This is a genomic window from Cellvibrio sp. BR (assembly GCF_000263355.1).
Lineage (GTDB): Bacteria > Pseudomonadota > Gammaproteobacteria > Pseudomonadales > Cellvibrionaceae > Cellvibrio.
Genome location: NZ_JH668200.1, coordinates 118,105 through 136,925, shown reverse-complemented (window position 1 = coordinate 136,925; position 18,821 = coordinate 118,105). Strand labels below are relative to the sequence as shown.

Below are 18,821 nucleotides of genomic sequence, written 5' to 3'. Positions count from 1 at the left end.
GAGAACTTTCATTTTTTGCGAGAACGTCCATGAGAATTAGTAAAACCGAATTCGCCCGCCGCCGCAAACAACTGATGGCGATGATGGAACCCAATTCCATCGCCATAGTGCCCGCCGCGCCTGAGCGCACGCGCAGCCGTGATACAGAGCATCACTACCGGCAGGACAGCGACTTTTTATATCTCTCCGGTTTTGAAGAGCCGAGCGCAGTACTGGTACTAATTCCCGGGCGCGAACACGGTGAGTTTGTATTGTTTGTCCGCGAGCGCAATCGGGAGCGCGAAATTTGGGACGGTTATCGCGCAGGGCCCGAAGGTGCCTGCAGCGAATTTGACGCGGACGATGCTTTTCCCATCGATGATATCGACGATATTTTGCCGGGGTTATTGGAAGGCAAACAGCGTGTGTATTACGCCATGGGTAAAGATGCCGATTTTGACAAGCACGTTATGGATTGGGTGAATACCATTCGCGCTAAAGTACGCTCTGGCGCTACACCGCCCGGCGAATTTCTGGATTTAAGTCACTTCCTCAATGAGTTGCGTTTATTTAAAAGCGCCGCTGAATTGCGGGTGATGAAAGAAGCGGGTGAGATTTCCGCGCGCGCCCATGTGCGTGCGATGAAGGCGAGTAAAGCCGGTGTGATGGAATATCAATTGGAAGCCGAAATCCTGCACGAATTCCAAATGAGCGGCGCGCGTTTTCCGGCGTACAACACTATCGTGGGCGGTGGAAAAAACGGCTGTATTTTGCATTACATAGAAAATTCTGCACCGCTTAAAAATGGCGATTTGGTATTGATCGACGCTGGCTGTGAGTTGGATTATTACGCCGCCGATATCACCCGCACCTTTCCCGTCAATGGAAAATTTTCTCCCGAACAAAAAGCCTTGTATGAAATTTGCCTGCAAGCCCAGCTTGATGCCATCGCCATGTGCAAACCGGGTAACCACTGGAATGATCCACACGAGGCTACAGTGCGGGTAATTACCGAAGGTTTGGTGAAAATTGGTTTGCTGGAAGGCGATGTGAACGAATTAATTAAAAGCGAAGCCTACAAAGAGTTTTACATGCACCGCGCTGGTCACTGGTTGGGTATGGACGTTCACGACGTGGGCGATTACAAAGTTGGTGGCGAATGGCGTGTGCTCGAGCCGGGCATGGTGCTCACCGTAGAGCCAGGTATTTACGTCGCCCCCGATAACGAACGCGTCGCTAAAAAATGGCGCGGCATCGGTATCCGCATTGAAGACGATGTGGTGATCACTAAAGACGGCAATGAAGTACTCACTAAAGATGTACCCAAAACCGTTGCTGAAATTGAAGCGTTAATGGCCGTGTAAAAACATTCTCGCACCCAAGCGTTGCCTGGGTGCGCTCAACGCAGGTCAACCTCATGACCCATACCCTCGAATTTGATATCGCCATTATCGGCGGCGGCATGGTGGGCACCAGTCTCGCCAGTTTACTTGCTGCTAGCCAGCCGCAATTGCGTATTGCTCTGATCGAAGCCCAGCCATTTGCGCGGGCAGATGAAATGCATTTTCAACCCAGTTTTGATGCGCGCTCTACCGCCTTGTCCTACGGCACTGCGAATATTTTACGCGAGCTGGGCTTGTGGGATTTATTGCAGCAACACATCACGCCGATTGCGCAGGTGCATGTGTCGGATCGCGGGCATTTTCTTGGTGGTGTGATTGATGCAAAAGAAAATAATCTCGATGCCGTCGGTTATGTGATTGAAAATGCGTGGCTGGGTAATGTGTTGCTCGGTCATGTACAGGCGCAAAATAATATTCAGTGTTTTGCTTCATCCGCAGTGACATCACTAACACCGCAACAGGATTGTGCGCTGCTGAGTATTAAAACCGACGCGCAAGAGTTTTTAATTAAAACCTCACTGGCAGTTATTGCTGATGGCGGTGATTCACCACTGCGTGCCGCGCTGGGCATAGGCACGCAAACACGGGCGTATGGGCAAACCGCCATTATCACCAATGTCGAATTCTCCGAGCCGCATTGTGGCGTGGCCTACGAGCGTTTTACTGCCGATGGCCCGGTGGCGTTATTACCTCTGGGTGAATCCAATAATGCGCAGCAATCTGCATTAGTTTGGACTTTACCAGCAGCGCAGGCCGATGAACTTCTTAAGTTAAACGATGCTGAATTTCTGGTGCGCTTGCAGGAGCGTTTTGGTTTTCGCGTGGGCCGTTTTACACGGGTCGCCAAACGTTTTGCTTATCCACTGCAGCTGGTTTTAGCCGAAGAACAAATTCGCTCGCATCTGGTGTTGCTCGGTAATGCTGCGCATTTTTTACATCCAGTCGCGGGTCAGGGTTTCAATTTGGCGCTGCGCGATTGTGTTTGTTTAGTGGAAACTTTGCGCGAGGCGATTGCAAATAATCAAACCGTGGGCGATTTGGCAGTTCTGCAAACTTATCTGGATAAACAATCGCTGGATCAGCAAATCACCATAGAGTTTAGCGATAAATTGGTGCGCTTGTTTTCCAGTGATCAGTTGCCATTAATTGCCATGCGCCATCTCGGCTTGTTAAGTCTTGAATCTATCCCGCTCATTAAAAATCAATTTATCGCGCAGACGATGGGCACTGCAGGTCGCCAATTTCGCTGGAAGTTGGATGATGTGAGTCGTGCAGAATCGAGCGATACAAAAAATCTGGATTCCCGCGTGCGCGGGAATGCCGATACGTCAATCAATAGCACTGATTACGATTTAATTATCGTCGGTGCTGGTTTGGTGGGCGCATCACTCGCCTGTGCGATTGCCCAAACGGATGCCGCGCAGAATTTGCGTATCGCCGTGATTGAGGCGAGTAGTGAAGTGCAACATTTTTCCGGTGAAAATTTTGATCCGCGGGTGGTTGCGCTCACACACGCATCGCAACAATTATTAACCGATATTGGTTGTTGGCATGACATTGTCGCGCAGCGAGTGTGTGCTTACCGCGAAATGAAAGTGTGGGATGGTGAAGGCACGGCAGCAATCGAATTTGATTGCGCCGAAGTGCAAAAAAATCATCTTGGGCATATCGTAGAAAATTCAGTAATTGTTAATCAACTGCGTGAACGCATGGCACAGTTGTCGAATATCCAGTTGATTCAACCCGTAACGGTGATGGATGTTATTCCGGCGCAGCCTGAATTTCCGCGAGTGCGGGTGCAACTAGATAATGGTAGCGAAATCACCGCGCCCTTATTAATTGCTGCCGACGGCGCCAAATCAAATGTGCGCGACTTGGTGGGGTTTTCCACGCGCGAATGGGATTACGGCCAGCAGGCCATTATTACCACTGTGCGCACTGAGCGGTCGCATCAATTCACCGCGTGGCAACGGTTTATGCACACTGGCCCGCTTGCATTTTTACCTTTGCAGAATAATGGCGATGCTCACCAGTGTTCGATTGTGTGGTCGGCGGAAGATGCGCTTGCACAGGAATTAATGGCGTTGGATGACGTCACGTTTTGCGCGCGCCTGACCAGCGCATTTGAAGCGCGCCTTGGGCCGGTAATTGCGTGCGATAAACGCTACGCCGTGCCTCTGCGTCAGCGCCATGCGACTAGCTATATTCAACCGGGCATCGCCTTGGTGGGCGATGCTGCCCATAATATCCATCCGCTCGCAGGGCAGGGCGTTAACCTGGGTTTGTTGGATGTGATCGCGCTTGCGCAGGAAATAGAGCGTGCATTGCAGCGCAATATTCCGCTCGCCGATTATTCCATTCTGCGTCGTTACCAACGCCAACGTCTGGCCAGCAATCTCGGCATGATGTCGGCCATGGAAGCCTTCAAACGTTTGTTCGGCAGCCGCGCATTGGCGGTGAATTGGCTGCGCAATACTGGTATGCGTCAGTTAAACTCAGTACCGGCAATCAAAAAAATGATTATCAATGCTGCCTTGGGTGTGTCCTAAGCTGGCTGTCATTGGTGTTGATGGGAATTCGTTGTTATGGCTGTAAATTGGAATGAGATTTTTACCGTGGCGCCGTTTGAATGGACGTCCATTGGCACTGCTATTTTGTGTGGCACCATTATTGGAATAGAGCGCCAGTTGCGCGGTAAACCCGTGGGCATTCGCACCTCCTCATTAATTACTCTGGGTACTTATTTATTTATCGCCGCGTCACTTTTTGCATCCTCCCATTTTTCGGGGCCGGAAAAAGTTGTCACCGATCCATCGCGTATTATTGGCCAAGTAATTACCGGTATTGGCTTTTTAGGTGCGGGCGTGATGTTGGCGCGGGACGGATTTGTGCTTGGTGTAACCTCGGCGGCAACTATTTGGGCGTTGGCCTCAATCGGTGTGGTGATTGCCATTGGCTACAACCTGGTGGCGATCAAATTATCCTTAGTGGTGATTGCGGTGTTGGTAGGCGTGGACTTACTGGAGGATTATTCCCAATCCTTTACCCGTGGCGTACACAAAAAATATCAAACCTGGCGCGGTAAGGATAAGCCCAGCTCGGATTGATAAGTGTAAAAAAGTAACACTATTGCGGATACCTTTATGTCAAAAATGCTGATTGTTGCAAACGTATTAAATGTCGTTCTGTTGTTGATGTTAATTGCAGCAGTAGCGGGTTTTATTTCCTTCGGTAATCTTTACGGGCTGTTTTTAGCGGCAGTGACGGCGGTGATTGTGTGGGGCGTGTATAGGCACCAGCGCTGGGGTTACTTTGCTGCCGCCGCGTGGGCGCTGGCGTGTTATCAGTTATCCAAACAAGGTTATGAATTTCAAGCGATAAAACGGCAGGTAATGATTTTGGGTTTTAGTTTGATCCCTATTGCACTGTTTTTGCACGAAACCCTGGGTAAAGCTGCCGCTAAATCTGCACAAAATAATGGCAAAAATGACGATACAAATCGCAAAATGCCCGATTAGTTGTGTGCCTGTTACACACCATTACAAAAAGTGTCGATAATCGCTAATTTCGCCGATAAGCGCTTGACTCTCTATGTCCAAGTGCTTTAATTTTGAATTGCTACAGATTGAGATCCGCACCAAGACTAGGCTTTTGTAAGACAACCGCTTGCTCAAGACACTTGGACGTACCACGACCTGAGCAATAGCTTTATTTCAAGCTATTTCACTCTGGCTTTTAGTAAAGTCGGTTTTTTTGTTCGGTCAGCTACGCTGACGTTTTAGATGCAAGATGAGGAAACTATGTCAGATCTAGTCTCTGGTGTTGTTAAGTGGTTCAACGATGACAAGGGTTATGGTTTTATTGAGCGTGAAGGTGGTGCAGATGTATTTGTACACTTCCGTGCAATTAACGGCAACGGCCGTAAAACCTTGAAAGAAGGTCAGAAAGTGACTTTCGAAGTGACCCAAGGTCAAAAAGGTCCGCAAGCAGAAAACGTAACTCCTCTCTAAGATGGGTGAGTTTTCAAAAAGGGTGATTGAGTAATCAATCACCCTTTGCTGTTTTTGGTGCAACATTTTTGCGCCAAACCTCCTTCCTTTTCCACACGCAAACGGGGCTCCTGTTGCGTTCGCTGGTTTTTTTCATGTTTGATTTGCAATCCATTCTCTGGCTCACCCTGATTGTTTTTGCAATTTATTACTGGCGCGGTGCGTTGCTGGTAAAAGATCGCGCCTATGCCGCTGCACAAAAGCGCTGTGAAGAAATGCAGGTGCAATTGCTCGATGAAACTGTCTATCTGCGACGCTTGTGGTTTAAGCGCAATGACCAAGGCAAGTTGTCGCTCTGGCGCGCATTTTATTTTGAGTTTACGGTCAGTGGTGCTGATCGTTATTTTGGGCGAGTAATTATGCTTGGCGCGCGCATTACGCAGGTTGAGTTGGATGCGCATCGCTTACACTAATTATTTGTCGATTTAATGAATGGGTGTTGTCACATGAGCGAAAAATATCTGAATGAAAAAGTCGGTGGATGGAAAACCAAAAGTACCGCCCTGGTGTATGAAAATCCCTGGATCAGTGTGTCGCACAATGAGGTGATAACGCCTAAAGGAACCGATGGTATTTACGGTGTGGTACATTTTAAGAATATCGCTATCGGCGTGATACCTATCGATGATGAGGGAAATACCTGGTTGGTAAAACAAAGTCGCTATAGCCTCAATCAATATACGTGGGAAATCCCCGAGGGCGGTTGCCCGCAGGGTGAAAGCCCACTCAATGCCGCCAAGCGTGAATTGGAAGAAGAAGTGGGTATGCAAGCGCATGATTGGCAGCAATTAATGACTATGCATTTATCCAACTCTGTCACCGATGAATTCTGTGTAGTATTTGTTGCGCGGGATTTATTTGCGGGTCAGCAACAGCTCGAGGCAACAGAGGATATTGAAGTAAGAAAATTACCGCTGCGTGACGCGGTAGATATGGTGTTGCGTGGTGAAATTACCGATGGGATTTCGGTGGCGGCTTTGCTGCGGGTTGCACTGACGCCCGGTAGCTATTGTTGATCGTTTTTATATAGCTACATTTGATTGATAGATTAAATAAAATTCTCAGCGTAAAAGTGCCCATCCAGGTTACATTTTTTAACAGATAGTCGCCCAGATCCTGATTAATGTGAAGAGTGCATCCGTGCGCTACCTGAGGCTTAATTGATTAAGGAAATCCCAATGAAAATTACCCCTATAGTTACGCTATTAATTCTTTTGTGCGCTGCAAAAATGACAAGCGCAAACACCTGCGAAAATAATTTTCTTGCCGAAGGTGATCCACGTAACGGTGCCGAGTTTTCTACGTCCACCACAATTTCTGGTCTTAATTCGGCGAGTGCACTGGGACAATTGCGTGCGATTGCACTTGCTGACGGATTTAAAGTGTTGGGAGAAGAGTCAACAGCCACGCAAGGAACGCTGACCATTGAGCAGAAAAATGGGCGTCACCCGTTTCTAATTTACCTTACTTCGGTCAATAAGGGCGCTGCCGCCGATGTTAGCATTCGCACTAGACTGAATCGGCGCACAGTGGCGAAACCGGAAGATATCCGCAGTGGTATGTGCGGCATGATTGCACGAATCAAGACTGGTGCCGAGGGTGAAAAAATTGCTGCAGCGGCACGTGCGGCGATTGTTCCCGAGCCGCTGGTAGAAATCCAACCACGCTGGTTAGCTAAAGATATTTATCGAATGTCAAAACGTAAAACAACAGAAATGATTACGGCGCACTACAAAGGCAAACGTTATCTGTTGGATGGTACCGTGGGAACACCTTTGGAAAATGATGGCACTATCGAGTTGTGGTACAAAGTGACTATAGATCGCAATAGTATTTTTGAAACCCTCGATACCAAAGAATCCATGTTCTGGCCGCCGATTGTCTGCCGTATGGCGCCCGAAGCTCGCGCTCGGGCAGCAAAATTGCAGGAAGGTGAGTTTGCTAAATTAACAGGTACAGTCGATCACTACTGGCAAGGTAGTCCGAGTAAATTGGTCTTGAAGGATTGTCGTTTCCATTAAGTATTTTGTGTGAATTGATCAAGGCCGCTTTTTTGCGGCCTTTTTTATAAAAATTCAGTTAAATTTTTGGTAAAAAATGAAAACCTACTGCTATACGATTCCAGGCGTTAATCGCCACTATGACGGCAGTCAGGTTTACGATTTCCTCTTCTGAAAATTGCTCGCGCACCAAGGCAAAGTCCTCATCGTGAATATCATTTTGCGCCAAAAGAGTGAGCGTTTCTGCCCAGCTGAGTGCTGCGCGTTCGCGCGCCGAAAAGAAGGGCACTTCTTTCCATGCCGGCAACACATCCAATCGACTTTGTTTTTCGCCATCCTTGCGCGCTTCGTTGGCGTGCATATGTTGGCAAAAAGCGCAGTTGTTTAATTGTGATGCACGTATTTTTACCAGATGGATTAGTGAATGTTCCAGCTTGCTGGCTGCCGCGTCACCTAAACCAATCAGTGATTGAGCCAGCGAGGGTTGTAGTTTGTAAACTTGTTGGTAGGCGATACGTTCTTTCATCATAAGCTCCGTGGGGTGGGTTGTTGAAGCTATGATGAACTCTGTAAGCAAGAAGGAATTGTATTTTTGCGACATGCCTGGGGAAATGTTTAATCAGCTTTTCCCCCTGGTTATCAGCGGCGTTCTTTATCGCGCTTTTTCTCGCGGTACTCGCCCGGTGTGAGTAAATGCACTTTTTGAAATTGGCGAATAAAGTGAGCTTGATCGTAAAACCCTGCTTCCTGAGCTATATCCACCAAGGGTAAGTTCGGGTTGAGGCTGATTAATTGCCGTGCGCGACGGATGCGTTGTAATTGTTTCAAGTGAACCAATGTCAGACCAACTTCTTGTTGAAAGCGTCGCTCTAATTGACGCCTTCCCATATTGACTTGGGCACTCAGGGTTTCGATTGAATCAGTTGAGTGTGATAACTGAGGCAGAAGGGTTTGTATTGGCCCTTGTTTTGCGAGTTGCTGTGCCGCTTGTTGTAGCAGCCAATCATCTATCAACCCTATCCTCCGGCTAGTACTCTCACTTTCCGCCAAACGCTCGCGCAATTCGCGTAAGCCTGCATTATTTAAATCTGTATCCAGTTCCTCTGCCGCAAGATGATTGCCAATCAAACCCGGCATATCCAAACCAAACAATTGAAACGCGCCACCCGGATGAAAGCGAATGCCGAGCAGATCCACGCTCCCGCTAAAATGCATGGTATGCAGGGTTTGTATTGCATTAAAACTGACTTGCGGAATTTGGTTTGCAATAAAACGAAAATTAATATTGGTGCCACCGTCCGGGTAAAGTTTTTCGCTAAACCCCTGCGCGGGTAGTTGCGGTTGTTGTACAGTCCAATAACATTGAATCCAGTTGTGTAAATAGGCATGTGGTGCAAAGCTGCGAAAACCCAGGTGGGTCAATATGTTTGCGGGCGGGCTGGCAGTATTTGAAGGAGTGATAAGTTTATTCATGTCGCCCCCTGTAGTGGCAATTGTCTCGCGCGATTAATCGTAGTGATTCGGTTTTACCAGTGAGCGCAGCCAATTCCACCAGCCATTATTGCCCAGCATAAACTTATCCAGCTGATCCTGATTATAAAAATAATGTTCGACGTCTTTAAATAACAATTCGCGTTTTAGCATGCGGCGGTTGGGATTAATAGTTTTAATGATGCGTGCGGGATTGCCAGCGGCAACAGAGTTGGCGGGAATATCTTTTGTCACTACCGAACCTGTGCCCACGACGGAATTTTCACCGATGCGGACGCCTTTGGTGACGGTAACACGTTCACCTAACCACACATTGTTTTCGATCACCACCGGTTTGGTACAGCGAAATGGGCGGATGCGATTGTAAATCCCGTGCCAGTCGCTATCGCTAATAGTGACATTGGCGGCCAACATACAGTTGTCGCCAATTTGGATAGATTGCGCTGCAGAAATGCGCACACCGGGTGAAATTAAACAGTAATTGCCAATACGAATTTCCGCATCCGCTTGTTTGCTGGGCCAAGTCGTAAAACGAATACAATTATCGCTGGCACAAATAATTTGCGCGTATTTTCCAAGGTGAATATTGCGCCCGAAAATCACCAGGCTACGTGGGTGGGCAATTTCAGGAATGGTGCCCAGGCTATCAAATTGCGGGGCGATAAAACGACGGACGTACCAATGGTTGATGCGCTTGTAAATGGATTTGATCAGGTAAGGTGTATTGCTGCGGCGCATAGGTTTATTTTCTAGGGTTGTCGTCGTGAGTTTATTGAGTGTTAGTGTCTGTTAGAATGCGTGCTTTGATTATGAGTGAGAAACATTATGCTGCCAATCGCTATTGAAACAGTAAAAGGATTTTTGGATGCAGACGAAGGTGCCGCGCTTTATGCGGCCGCGCTTGAAACCGCTCGTTTGGGTCCCTGTTTGGAGATCGGTAGTTATTGCGGTAAATCCACTGTGTATTTAGGTCAGGCTTGTAAAAATTTTGGCGCTATTCTTTATGCGATTGATCATCATCGCGGTTCGGAGGAGCACCAGTTAGGCGAGGAATATCACGATCCGCAGTTGTACGATGTGCAGTTCGAAAAAATGGATACCTTTCGCGAGTTTCGCCACACGCTAGCACGCGCACAATTGGAAGATGTGGTGGTGCCAATTGTTGCGCCCTCTGCATTAGCAGCGCGACATTGGGCTACCCCTTTGGGCATGGTTTTTATTGATGGTGGCCACAGCATGGCAGCTGCGTTGACAGATTATCGCTGCTGGGCGCCGCATGTGGTGCGTGGTGGCTTGTTGGCGATTCACGATGTATTTCCCGATCCCGCCGATGGTGGTCGCCCACCGTTTGAAATTTGGCAGCTCGCACAGCAATCCGGTTTGTTTGAAGCCATGCCGTTAATAAAAACACTTGGCTTGTTGCGCCGTTTATAGAAATAGCGACTTCAGAAAATTATTTAATCACCCAAATCAGCGCAATACCACCGCGCACGCTGTGATCCTCTACCACCAGTGGGCTGTCCGTAATATCCGTGTGTTCAATGTTGTCGTAGCGAATAAAAAAAGCGAAACGGGTTTGAAAACCCTGGTGTGAAAAGCGGCGGCTGAGGGAGAAATTATTGTTCCAGCCGCTATAACCGGCCTTTGCGCGAAATTCAGGGCGCTCTGCAGTGACATATTCCGGTACAACACTGTAATAGTAATTATGATAATCGTTGCTGGCGTAAGTAATGCCGGCGCGATAACTAAATGTCCACTCTGAGAATCGGGTGCGATACACCAACTGCGGTTGAATTATCGACCCTATGTAACCCGACTCTTCCGCACCAAGCGCAAACACTGCACGCCAAGGTAGTTGCAGGTGCCAGCCGCGACTAAAATCGTCACCACTTAAATTAATATTAAAGGATGGCCCTAATTCAAAGGTTGACCCCAGTTCCGGCATGCCTTCGCGCAATGTGCTTTTATCCGTTTCTGGTGTAATCGATGCGCTGGCACTGAGTGTGAATTCGTATTGATCGGTACGAAAAAAATTACCGCGCACCCCCTCGCGATCCGAGCGAATATATTTGCCGCGATAAATAAAATAGGGAATAGGGCTGATAAAACTGCGATATTCGTCAGAGCCGCGATAGTCGGGTCCGGCAACAGCGCCCAATCCCAAACCCAGTTCCCAGTTTTTTTGCTGTGGTTTATCGCTGTCTTCATCGGCCTGAACAAATGGTGCCAGCAGCAGAATTAATATGAGTAATTGCACACCGGGTAAGTGGCGCTCAAACAAAGAAACCTTCATAAAAACCCTGCGCTAGCGAGTGATTGATTGGCGTTATTCGCGAGTATCCGTAATTGCCCCAAGGGCGACTTGCTGCGATTTTACTGGTATTCTGCTGCACTAATCCATTTATTGCACAATCAACGAGTCATCTGTGAATCCTACTGCTTTTTCCACTTTACCGCTGAGTGCGGACATGCTGGTCAACCTTGAATCCTTGGGTTACAGCGAAATGACGCCAATTCAGGCGCAAAGCTTGCCGCTGGTACTGGCGGGGCGCGACGTGATTGCCAAAGCCAAAACTGGCAGCGGTAAAACTGCCGCATTTGGTATCGCGCTGTTGGAAAAATTAAACGTGCGTTTTTTTGGTGTGCAAGCCTTGGTGCTGTGTCCCACCCGCGAATTAGCCGATCAGGTCGCCAAAGAAATTCGTCGCCTGGCGCGCTTAACCCACAATGTAAAAGTACTCACGCTGTGCGGTGGCGTTTCTATTGGCCCGCAAATTGGTTCACTGGAGCGTGGTGCGCATATTGTTGTAGGTACACCGGGGCGGATTGTTGATCATATCGCTAAAGGCACATTAAAACTCGATAACGTTAACCAGCTGGTGTTGGATGAGGCGGATCGTATGTTAGAAATGGGCTTTTCTGACGATATTGATGCGGTACTGGCCGCCTGCAATACCGAGCGTCAAACCTTATTATTTTCTGCCACTTACCCGGACGATATTAAAAAAATCAGCGCGCGCTGCCAGCGCGACCCGCAGATGATTGCAGTGGAGTCGATCCACAGTGAAACACAAATCGAACAACATTTTTATGAGCTGCGCGGAGATGATGAAGTTTATCCGGCAGTGTTAACCTTGCTTGCAACGTTTCAGCCTTCAAGCTCCATTGCGTTTTGCAATACCAAACAAAGTTGCGATGAGCTGTTGGATTATTTGCGTAAGCAAGGTGTAAACGCCTTGGCATTACACGGCGATTTGGAGCAGAAAGAACGCGATCAAGTATTGGTACGTTTTTCCAATAAAAGTTGCTCGGTATTAATTGCAACGGATGTGGCCGCACGTGGTATTGATATTAAAGGTTTGGATGCTGTAATTAATGTGGACCTGGCGCGCGACAGTGAAGTGCATGTGCACCGCATTGGGCGTACCGGCCGCGCGGGTGAATCGGGTTTGGCATTGAACTTGGTTGTACAAAAAGAAGTACACAAAATTAATCGCCTTGAAGATTATATGAAGCAGTCGATTACCCTGGAGCCACTACCTGCTGCGGATAAAAAAGCACTGCCAGAAGTTAGTATGGTGACTTTGAACATCGACGGCGGAAAAAAAGACAAATTGCGTCCCGGCGATATTATCGGCGCTCTCACCAAAGATGCGGGATTGCCTTTTGAAAAAATCGGCAAGATCGATGTGTTTGATTACGCTACCTACGTGGCGGTGGATAAATCCATTGCCCGTGCAGCGCTTGAACATTTGAGTCAAGGTAAATTGAAAGGGCGTAAGTTCAGAGCGCGCCGGTTTTAATCAGTAAAATGTTTTATGCAGTCTGTATCGAGACTGCAAGAGGTGAGGTTCTATTCAGTCTTTGAGGCTGCCGGAGCCATGGGTGAAGCAAGTGTTTACAAAGCATGCTTTGTACGCAGCTGAACGACAACGGATTTATCCGTTGGCTGGTCCGCTTGCGGGCGACGACAAGCCTACATGGATGTATTCACGGCGAGTCTCAAAGACTGAATAGGAGCTCAACTCGTTCTAGCTGCTTAATTAAATAAAAAAATAATTAATAAATAAAAGGAGATCCCATGGCCATAGCTGCTGTTGTTATCGCAATTTTATTGCTGGTGGTGTTAATTACCGGCGTAAAGCTCAATCCCTTTTTAGCCTTTCTGGTTGCTTCCATCGCTGCGGCGATTATGCTCGGCATTCCTCTGGATAAAATCCCCGGCACTATTGAAACCGGCATTGGCGGTATTCTCGGTTCACTCGCTGTTATTTTGTGTGTGGGTGCGATGTTTGGAAAATTGGTAGCCGAGTCAGGCGCCGCGCAACAAATCAGTAGTAGTTTGATGCGCTGGTGCGGAAAGAAATACATCACCTGGGCGCTGATGTTCACCGGTTTTATTGTTGGCCTGCCATTATTTTATAACGTGGGATTTGTACTGCTCGTACCGCTGGTATTTTCAGTGATGTACCAAACCAAATTGCCGGCAGTGTATTTGGGTATTCCGTTATTGGCTGCACTGTCTGTGACTCACGGTTTTTTACCGCCACATCCATCGCCGGTTGCGTTAATTCCGCAGTTTGGTGCGGATATGGGCACTACATTGTTCTACGGGATTATGGTGGCAATTCCCACCATGATTATTGCAGGCCCGGTGTTCACTTCAACGCTTAAAAATATTCACAGCGTGCCGCTGGCAACATTCAAACCAACAGATTTACCCGCCAATGAATTACCCGGTATTGCTAACAGTTTTTTTACTTCGCTATTACCGGTGTTGATGATTGCCTTATCGAGTTTGGCGATTTACATGTTGCCCGCTGCAATCGCCCAGGCACCCTGGGTACAGCTGCTCAGCAATTCCATGATTGTATTGCTGATTGCACTGGCGCTTGCAACTTACACGCTGGGAATTAAACGCGGTATGAGTATGGGGCGCATCATGGGTATTTATGCTGATGCCATTAAAGATATCGCTGTGATTTTATTAATTGTCGCCGGTGCCGGTGCGCTAAAGCAGGTGATGGTTGATAGTGGTGTGAGTGAACAATTAGCGCTATCGCTAAAAAATGTTGCACTAAACCCCTTGGTGCTGGCCTGGTTAATTGCGACGATAATTCGCATTGCCTTGGGCTCTGCCACAGTCGCAGGGTTAACAGCGGCGGGCATAGTCGCCCCCATTATTCCACTCACCGGCGCTGACCCTAATTTAATGGTATTGGCGATAGGTGCGGGTAGTTTGATGTGTTCACACGTTAACGATTCGGGTTTTTGGATGTACAAGGAATATTTTAATTTGAGTTTAAAAGACACCTTTAAATCCTGGACCTTGATGGAAACCATTGTAGGGATAGTGGGTTTGATGGGGGTATTAGTGCTGGATATTTTTGTTTGAGGCTAGATACCCGCTTGCGCGGGTATAGCGAGGGGAAACCAATAAAATTAATGCAATACACTACCGCCTAACAGCTGGCGAATTTCATCGGCAGGAAAGTGATAGTGTTGATTACAAAATTGGCAGTCGATATCGATGCTGCCGCGTTCAACCAATAATTCCTCTACCTCTTCTTTGCCAATCGACAGCAATGCACTCGCACTGCGTTCGCGCGAGCAGCTGCAGGCAAAATGTAAGGCTTTCGGTTCAAATAAACGCAGCGGATGCTCGTTGAATAAACGGTAAAGCACGGTGCTGTGTTCCAGTTCCAACAGCTCGTCGGCTTTAATGGTGTCCGCCAGAGCGATGACGGTTTCCCATTTGTCGCGGTTGTCGTCTTCGTTGGTAATTAATTGTTGCGGCAGTGCTTGAATTAAAAAGCCGGTGACTGTGTTGTTATTGGCGGCAAACCACATGCGTGTTGCCAGCTGCTCCGATTGTTCAAAATAATGCTCCAGGCATCCGGCGAGGTTATCCGCGTCCATCGGCACTATGCCTTGGTGGCGTTCAATCGTGCCGCCAAAATTTTCCGCACGTTGCGGTTCAATGGTAATTACCAACACACCATTGCCGAGCAGTTGTTGTAAATTGCCGCTCTGTGCCAATTCATCGTCCAGTTCAATATCGCTATTCAAGCGCACTATGCCGCGCAGGCTATTGTGATGGTTGCACTCCGCCATAATGGTAGAGATGGCGCCGTCACCGCGCGCTTGTAAAATAATTTTCCCCTCAAACTTCAAGGTGCTGGATAATAAACTTACGGCAGCGAGAAACTCACCCAGCAAACGATGAATCGCTGGTGCTTGTGGGTTGTGGCTAAGCACTTCGCGATAGCTATCGCCGAGGGTCACTATTTCACCGCGAATATCGCAGTCGTCAAATAAAAAGCGGTGGAGGAGATCATTGCTGGACATAAAAAACCTTTTGTGGACTTTCAGGTAATAATCGCAATGACTAATTGCAATTATTGTCGATATAGGTGGTTAATTCGGCAACCATGGCTTGCCGCTCTTGCTCGGTAGTTTTGACAACCTTGCCCTGGTCATCCAAAAAAATAACATTGCCGCTAATGCGGCGCAGACGGTTTTTAGCTGCTGTGCAATTCGCGCCACGGGCATAAGCTTCACTGGCACTTATTTCTTGTGCGTGTTGGCGCTGCTGTCTTTGCGCTTGCGCTTCCTGAAGATGAAGCTGCTGCACTTTGTTCAGTTCTTCACGGCTGGTGTCCAGGTTCTGTTTGTTAACTTGTTTGGTAATATTTTCTGCATCGGCTGCCGGTGGTTTGTCGGTGAAATGTACTTTGCCATCTTTATCGACCCAGCGGTAAACCTCCGCCGTGCAGTTAATACTGGACCCCAACAACAGAATAAATACCAATGTGCGACCTTGCATAGTGCTCTCCTTGTGTAATTAATCGTCGGCACCCAATAAATTGATGCGCTGAAAGCGATGAATATGGCGGCGCTCTTTTTTGCTGGGGCGATGATCGCTGATAATGTAATTGCCCAACCCCGCTTTGCGTTCAGCGCTGCGTTTTTCACGCAGGATTTTGCTCTCTTCGGTTTCGTCGTACAGCAGCGCTGCTTCTGGTGCACCGCGCCGTTGGGCGGAAAGTGCTTTGACTACGACAGTTTTTTCATCCAGGTCCTGACGAATAGTTAACACCAAACCTTCAGTGACTTCTTTACTGGGTTTAATTCGTTGGCCATCGCAGTGAATTTTTCCGCCGTCGATGGCCTGTTTGGCAAGGCTGCGGGTTTTAAAAAAACGCGCGGCCCAGAGCCATTTGTCGATGCGAATTTTATCGTCATCGTCGTCATCATGATGCTGTTTTTGTTTACTCATTGGTTAAACCGCTTCCGGCATAATTTCATCAAAGTGGTGGATGGCGGGGTACTGCTCCATACGCCGTTCAATTTTGCTATCCGGTTGGTGAATGCCGAGCAAATATTTAATGCCAAAGGTTTTGGCGGAATCCAGAATGCGCACGGTATCGTCAATAAACAAGGTGCGCGCCGGGTCAAAATGTTCAAAGGCTTGCAGCTCTTGCCAGAATTTTTGCGATTCTTTGGGCTCATTAAATTGGTGCGAGGAGACAATCACATCCAGCCAATTGTCAATTTGGGTGATCTCCAATTTTAGCGACAAACTCTGTGGATGCGCATTGGTAACCAGCAGCACTTTTTTGCCTAACGCGCGCAGGCGCATTAAAAATTCGCCGACATGAGGGCGAATTTGAATTTTGTGTTTTACCTCTTCTTTGAGGCTGCGAATATCCACATCGAGCGCCTTGGACCAAAACTCCAGGCAGTACCATTGCAGGGTGCCTTCGTATTGTTGGATATGATTTTTCAAGCGCGTATTGGCAGTGGCGAGATCCACCTGGTGGATTTCTGCATAGCGCTGGGGCAGGTGATCCAGCCAAAAATAATTGTCGAAATGCAGATCTAACAAGGTACCATCCATGTCTAGCATGACGGTATCTATTAAGTCCCAGTTGATCATAGAATTGTCTCTAACCGAATTTACACACTGTATTAATGACTGTATTTAACAAACCTAGTAACACGCCTATGCCTACAAAACCCAGTATTTTCAAGCGCGCCACAGTGGCGCGCAGCCGGTTGTTTCGCGCCGATGAAATCCACTTGCGCTTTAGCAATGGCGAAGAGCGCACTTACGAAAAACTCTGTTCCGGCGGCCCGGGGGCGGTGCTTATTGTACCTCTGCTCGATGAAAATACGGTGCTTTTGGTGCGTGAATATGCGGCCGGAATTGAGGATTATCACCTCGCCCTGCCCAAAGGGGCGATAGACGCGGGCGAGCAGTTACTGGAGGCCGCCAATCGCGAACTGAAAGAAGAGGTGGGTTACGGCGCGCGCAAGTTGCAGTTTTTGAAGAAGATTAACCTCTCCCCCGCCTATATGGAGCACGGCATTAATGTGGTGCTGGCCTGGGACTTATACGCGGAGCGGCTGGAAGGCGATGAGCCGGAACCGATAGAAGTGGTGCCTTATCCACTTGCCGATTTGCTGGAATTGATTATGCGCCCCGATGTGTGCGAAGGCCGCAGCATCGCCGCGCTGTTTATGGCGCGCGAGTGGCTCGCCGGCCGCTTGTTGCTGGATTCGCCAGTGGTGTGCCCGCAGCAGGAGCCAAACCATGGACAATAATCCGATTAGCCCAGCGCTGATTGCCGATCTGGTGGCGCTGGCGCGGCGTGCCGGAGAGGCGATCATGGCTATCTACGCACAGCAGGACAGCTACGACATCACCCACAAGGCCGATGAGTCCCCGCTGACTGCGGCGGATATGGCGGCGCAGCGGGTTATCGCCGCAGGTTTACCTGCCCTGCTCAATGTGCCGATTATTTCCGAGGAGGCGCAGCTGCCGGATTTTGCTGAGCGTCAGACTTGGGGCAGTTACTGGTTGGTGGACCCGCTTGACGGCACCAAAGAATTTATCGCGCGCAACGGCCAATTTACCGTCAATATCGCGCTGGTACATGGAGGGCGCTCAATGCTGGGTGTGGTGCATGTGCCGACTACGGACATCACTTACTTGGGCGTGTTGGCGGCGCAACAACACGAATCCGTCGGGGCCTGGAAGTACACCCACGGGCAAACGCCTCGGGCAATCCGGGTGCGCGACCTGAATGATCGTGCGGCTCACGCTTTACCGCTCACGCTACTACTGAGCCATCGCCACGGCACGCAAGCGACGATGGAATTGCTGGAGGTGATGAAACAGCAATGGCCGGGGCCGATTGAAACCAGCAACGCCGGCAGTTCGCTCAAGTTTTGTGTGATCGCTGAAGGGCTCGCCGATTTTTATCCGCGCCTCGCTCCCACCTCAGAGTGGGACACCGCCGCCGCGCAAGCCGTTTTAGAAGCTGCCGGTGGCGCCGTGGTGGAGGCAACTCCAACGCTTCCGCCGCTGGTGTACAACAGTCGTGAGGATATTCTCAATCCGCATTTTTATGCGCTGGGTGATCGCAGGTTTGCTTGGGCGACACTTTTAAACGGACGCTAAATAAGAGCCCGCTTATGCCCTTCTTTTTATAACCAAGGTTCTAGGTTCCCGAGAAGAAAATATTCTAAGTTTTGCCGCGTTTGCACCGGTCATCTGCGCTAGGCTTCAAGAGCTAGCCTTTACCGGCGAGCAGTGTGGAATGAGTCTGCATTGCTGCGCGTTTATTGTCTCAGTACGAGCGTTTTTCTTAGGGAGTGTTAAGCATGAGAAGGCAGAGTAAAAACTTGAAAGCCGATTTTAATGTGAATCGCACCGATTTAATGCGCGATAAATTAATTCGCGAAATTTCCGATTACGAGCGACAGTTAGCCGAGTTAAAACTCAATGGCAACAAGGTCGATTTCACCATGATCCAAACCTACAAAGAACTGATCAGCGCGCGGCAGGATATGTTGCGAAGGCTGCCGGTGCACTACTGAGTTCCCTTCCATTT

Annotated in this window: 22 protein-coding genes; 14 read left to right on the top strand and 8 right to left on the bottom strand. The window is 48.7% G+C overall.

Annotated elements, in window-relative coordinates; all coding sequences use genetic code 11:
• The first annotated feature begins 29 nt into the window (after positions 1-29).
• From pepP to O59_RS00580, 8 genes are all read left to right on the top strand, one after another.
• Positions 30-1,343, top strand: coding sequence for a Xaa-Pro aminopeptidase (gene pepP, locus O59_RS00615; RefSeq protein ID WP_007638436.1), 1,314 nt, complete (start codon positions 30-32; stop codon positions 1,341-1,343).
• A 53-nt stretch (positions 1,344-1,396) separates the two neighbouring features.
• A complete protein-coding gene (ubiH, locus tag O59_RS00610) occupies positions 1,397-3,931 on the top strand; it encodes a 2-octaprenyl-6-methoxyphenyl hydroxylase (RefSeq protein WP_007638430.1) in 2,535 nt (844 codons plus the stop codon).
• A gap of 36 nt (positions 3,932-3,967) precedes the next feature.
• Positions 3,968-4,489 (top strand): MgtC/SapB family protein, encoded by a 522-nt coding sequence (locus O59_RS00605; RefSeq protein ID WP_007638428.1) that lies wholly within the window; start codon positions 3,968-3,970, stop codon positions 4,487-4,489.
• Between the two features lie 36 nt (positions 4,490-4,525).
• Positions 4,526-4,900 (top strand): hypothetical protein, encoded by a 375-nt coding sequence (locus tag O59_RS00600; protein ID WP_007638420.1) that lies wholly within the window; start codon positions 4,526-4,528, stop codon positions 4,898-4,900.
• A gap of 282 nt (positions 4,901-5,182) precedes the next feature.
• A complete protein-coding gene (locus O59_RS00595; protein ID WP_039912329.1) occupies positions 5,183-5,392 on the top strand; it encodes a cold-shock protein in 210 nt (69 codons plus the stop codon).
• Between the two features lie 134 nt (positions 5,393-5,526).
• The gene (locus O59_RS00590) at positions 5,527-5,844 is read left to right on the top strand and encodes a DUF3301 domain-containing protein (RefSeq protein WP_040390969.1); all 318 of its coding nucleotides are present in this window, start codon (positions 5,527-5,529) and stop codon (positions 5,842-5,844) included.
• A gap of 33 nt (positions 5,845-5,877) precedes the next feature.
• Positions 5,878-6,447: an NUDIX hydrolase gene (locus tag O59_RS00585; protein WP_007638414.1), complete on the top strand. Its 570-nt coding sequence runs from the start codon at positions 5,878-5,880 to the stop codon at positions 6,445-6,447.
• Between the two features lie 162 nt (positions 6,448-6,609).
• On the top strand, positions 6,610-7,452 hold the full coding sequence (locus tag O59_RS00580) for a hypothetical protein (protein WP_007638412.1): 843 nt from the start codon (positions 6,610-6,612) through the stop codon (positions 7,450-7,452).
• Positions 7,453-7,510: 58 nt separating this feature from the next.
• Here the strand turns inward: O59_RS00580 and O59_RS00575 are convergent, their stop codons facing one another.
• The 3 genes from O59_RS00575 to O59_RS00565 all read right to left on the bottom strand — a co-directional run bounded on the left by O59_RS00575 (position 7,511) and on the right by O59_RS00565 (position 9,660).
• The gene (locus O59_RS00575; RefSeq protein WP_040390967.1) at positions 7,511-7,957 is read right to left on the bottom strand and encodes a carboxymuconolactone decarboxylase family protein; all 447 of its coding nucleotides are present in this window, start codon (positions 7,955-7,957) and stop codon (positions 7,511-7,513) included.
• A 113-nt stretch (positions 7,958-8,070) separates the two neighbouring features.
• A complete protein-coding gene (locus O59_RS00570; protein WP_007638408.1) occupies positions 8,071-8,904 on the bottom strand; it encodes a helix-turn-helix domain-containing protein in 834 nt (277 codons plus the stop codon).
• Positions 8,905-8,937: 33 nt separating this feature from the next.
• Positions 8,938-9,660 (bottom strand): DapH/DapD/GlmU-related protein, encoded by a 723-nt coding sequence (locus O59_RS00565; RefSeq protein ID WP_007638402.1) that lies wholly within the window; start codon positions 9,658-9,660, stop codon positions 8,938-8,940.
• A gap of 87 nt (positions 9,661-9,747) precedes the next feature.
• Here O59_RS00565 and O59_RS00560 point away from each other — a divergent pair, with 87 nt between their 5' ends.
• Positions 9,748-10,356: a class I SAM-dependent methyltransferase gene (locus tag O59_RS00560; RefSeq protein WP_007638401.1), complete on the top strand. Its 609-nt coding sequence runs from the start codon at positions 9,748-9,750 to the stop codon at positions 10,354-10,356.
• Between the two features lie 19 nt (positions 10,357-10,375).
• Here O59_RS00560 and O59_RS00555 read toward each other — a convergent pair whose 3' ends face one another.
• A complete protein-coding gene (locus O59_RS00555; RefSeq protein ID WP_007638398.1) occupies positions 10,376-11,215 on the bottom strand; it encodes a MipA/OmpV family protein in 840 nt (279 codons plus the stop codon).
• A gap of 133 nt (positions 11,216-11,348) precedes the next feature.
• Between O59_RS00555 and dbpA the strand changes: the two genes are divergently transcribed.
• Positions 11,349-12,725, top strand: coding sequence for an ATP-dependent RNA helicase DbpA (dbpA, locus tag O59_RS00550; RefSeq protein ID WP_007638391.1), 1,377 nt, complete (start codon positions 11,349-11,351; stop codon positions 12,723-12,725).
• Between the two features lie 278 nt (positions 12,726-13,003).
• Complete coding sequence (locus O59_RS00545) at positions 13,004-14,317, top strand: gluconate:H+ symporter (protein ID WP_007638389.1); 1,314 nt, start codon at positions 13,004-13,006, stop codon at positions 14,315-14,317.
• A 47-nt stretch (positions 14,318-14,364) separates the two neighbouring features.
• Here O59_RS00545 and hslO read toward each other — a convergent pair whose 3' ends face one another.
• The 4 genes from hslO to yrfG are packed head-to-tail and all read right to left on the bottom strand — an operon-like array spanning position 14,365 to position 16,861.
• On the bottom strand, positions 14,365-15,270 hold the full coding sequence (gene hslO / locus O59_RS00540; RefSeq protein WP_007638387.1) for an Hsp33 family molecular chaperone HslO: 906 nt from the start codon (positions 15,268-15,270) through the stop codon (positions 14,365-14,367).
• A 40-nt stretch (positions 15,271-15,310) separates the two neighbouring features.
• Positions 15,311-15,748, bottom strand: coding sequence for a DUF4124 domain-containing protein (locus tag O59_RS00535; protein ID WP_007638386.1), 438 nt, complete (start codon positions 15,746-15,748; stop codon positions 15,311-15,313).
• Between the two features lie 18 nt (positions 15,749-15,766).
• On the bottom strand, positions 15,767-16,201 hold the full coding sequence (locus O59_RS00530) for an RNA-binding S4 domain-containing protein (RefSeq protein WP_007638385.1): 435 nt from the start codon (positions 16,199-16,201) through the stop codon (positions 15,767-15,769).
• Positions 16,202-16,204: 3 nt separating this feature from the next.
• On the bottom strand, positions 16,205-16,861 hold the full coding sequence (yrfG, locus tag O59_RS00525) for a GMP/IMP nucleotidase (RefSeq protein WP_040390964.1): 657 nt from the start codon (positions 16,859-16,861) through the stop codon (positions 16,205-16,207).
• A gap of 68 nt (positions 16,862-16,929) precedes the next feature.
• Between yrfG and nudE the strand changes: the two genes are divergently transcribed.
• From nudE to O59_RS00510, 3 genes are all read left to right on the top strand, one after another.
• Positions 16,930-17,529, top strand: coding sequence for an ADP compounds hydrolase NudE (nudE, locus tag O59_RS00520; protein ID WP_050976951.1), 600 nt, complete (start codon positions 16,930-16,932; stop codon positions 17,527-17,529).
• Entirely contained in the window at positions 17,519-18,388 is an 870-nt protein-coding gene (gene cysQ, locus O59_RS00515) for a 3'(2'),5'-bisphosphate nucleotidase CysQ (RefSeq protein WP_007638382.1), read from the top strand. Before nudE ends, cysQ begins: the two co-directional genes overlap by 11 nt.
• A 203-nt stretch (positions 18,389-18,591) precedes the next feature.
• Positions 18,592-18,807 (top strand): hypothetical protein, encoded by a 216-nt coding sequence (locus O59_RS00510; RefSeq protein ID WP_040390962.1) that lies wholly within the window; start codon positions 18,592-18,594, stop codon positions 18,805-18,807.
• Positions 18,808-18,821: the final 14 nt, after the last annotated feature.

Excerpts from the sequence above, each read along its gene's own strand:
- pepP (WP_007638436.1), top strand. The coding sequence starts at position 30 with ATGAGAATTAGTAAAACCGAATTCGCCCGCCGCCGCAAACAACTGATG.
- ubiH (WP_007638430.1), top strand. The coding sequence starts at position 1,397 with ATGACCCATACCCTCGAATTTGATATCGCCATTATCGGCGGCGGCATG.
- O59_RS00605 (WP_007638428.1), top strand. The coding sequence starts at position 3,968 with ATGGCTGTAAATTGGAATGAGATTTTTACCGTGGCGCCGTTTGAATGG.
- O59_RS00600 (WP_007638420.1), top strand. The coding sequence starts at position 4,526 with ATGTCAAAAATGCTGATTGTTGCAAACGTATTAAATGTCGTTCTGTTG.
- O59_RS00595 (WP_039912329.1), top strand. The coding sequence starts at position 5,183 with ATGTCAGATCTAGTCTCTGGTGTTGTTAAGTGGTTCAACGATGACAAG.
- O59_RS00590 (WP_040390969.1), top strand. The coding sequence starts at position 5,527 with ATGTTTGATTTGCAATCCATTCTCTGGCTCACCCTGATTGTTTTTGCA.
- O59_RS00585 (WP_007638414.1), top strand. The coding sequence starts at position 5,878 with ATGAGCGAAAAATATCTGAATGAAAAAGTCGGTGGATGGAAAACCAAA.
- O59_RS00580 (WP_007638412.1), top strand. The coding sequence starts at position 6,610 with ATGAAAATTACCCCTATAGTTACGCTATTAATTCTTTTGTGCGCTGCA.
- O59_RS00575 (WP_040390967.1), bottom strand. The coding sequence starts at position 7,957 with ATGAAAGAACGTATCGCCTACCAACAAGTTTACAAACTACAACCCTCG.
- O59_RS00570 (WP_007638408.1), bottom strand. The coding sequence starts at position 8,904 with ATGAATAAACTTATCACTCCTTCAAATACTGCCAGCCCGCCCGCAAAC.
- O59_RS00565 (WP_007638402.1), bottom strand. The coding sequence starts at position 9,660 with ATGCGCCGCAGCAATACACCTTACCTGATCAAATCCATTTACAAGCGC.
- O59_RS00560 (WP_007638401.1), top strand. The coding sequence starts at position 9,748 with ATGCTGCCAATCGCTATTGAAACAGTAAAAGGATTTTTGGATGCAGAC.
- O59_RS00555 (WP_007638398.1), bottom strand. The coding sequence starts at position 11,215 with ATGAAGGTTTCTTTGTTTGAGCGCCACTTACCCGGTGTGCAATTACTC.
- O59_RS00545 (WP_007638389.1), top strand. The coding sequence starts at position 13,004 with ATGGCCATAGCTGCTGTTGTTATCGCAATTTTATTGCTGGTGGTGTTA.
- hslO (WP_007638387.1), bottom strand. The coding sequence starts at position 15,270 with ATGTCCAGCAATGATCTCCTCCACCGCTTTTTATTTGACGACTGCGAT.
- O59_RS00535 (WP_007638386.1), bottom strand. The coding sequence starts at position 15,748 with ATGCAAGGTCGCACATTGGTATTTATTCTGTTGTTGGGGTCCAGTATT.
- O59_RS00530 (WP_007638385.1), bottom strand. The coding sequence starts at position 16,201 with ATGAGTAAACAAAAACAGCATCATGATGACGACGATGACGATAAAATT.
- yrfG (WP_040390964.1), bottom strand. The coding sequence starts at position 16,861 with ATGATCAACTGGGACTTAATAGATACCGTCATGCTAGACATGGATGGT.
- nudE (WP_050976951.1), top strand. The coding sequence starts at position 16,930 with ATGCCTACAAAACCCAGTATTTTCAAGCGCGCCACAGTGGCGCGCAGC.
- cysQ (WP_007638382.1), top strand. The coding sequence starts at position 17,519 with ATGGACAATAATCCGATTAGCCCAGCGCTGATTGCCGATCTGGTGGCG.
- O59_RS00510 (WP_040390962.1), top strand. The coding sequence starts at position 18,592 with ATGAGAAGGCAGAGTAAAAACTTGAAAGCCGATTTTAATGTGAATCGC.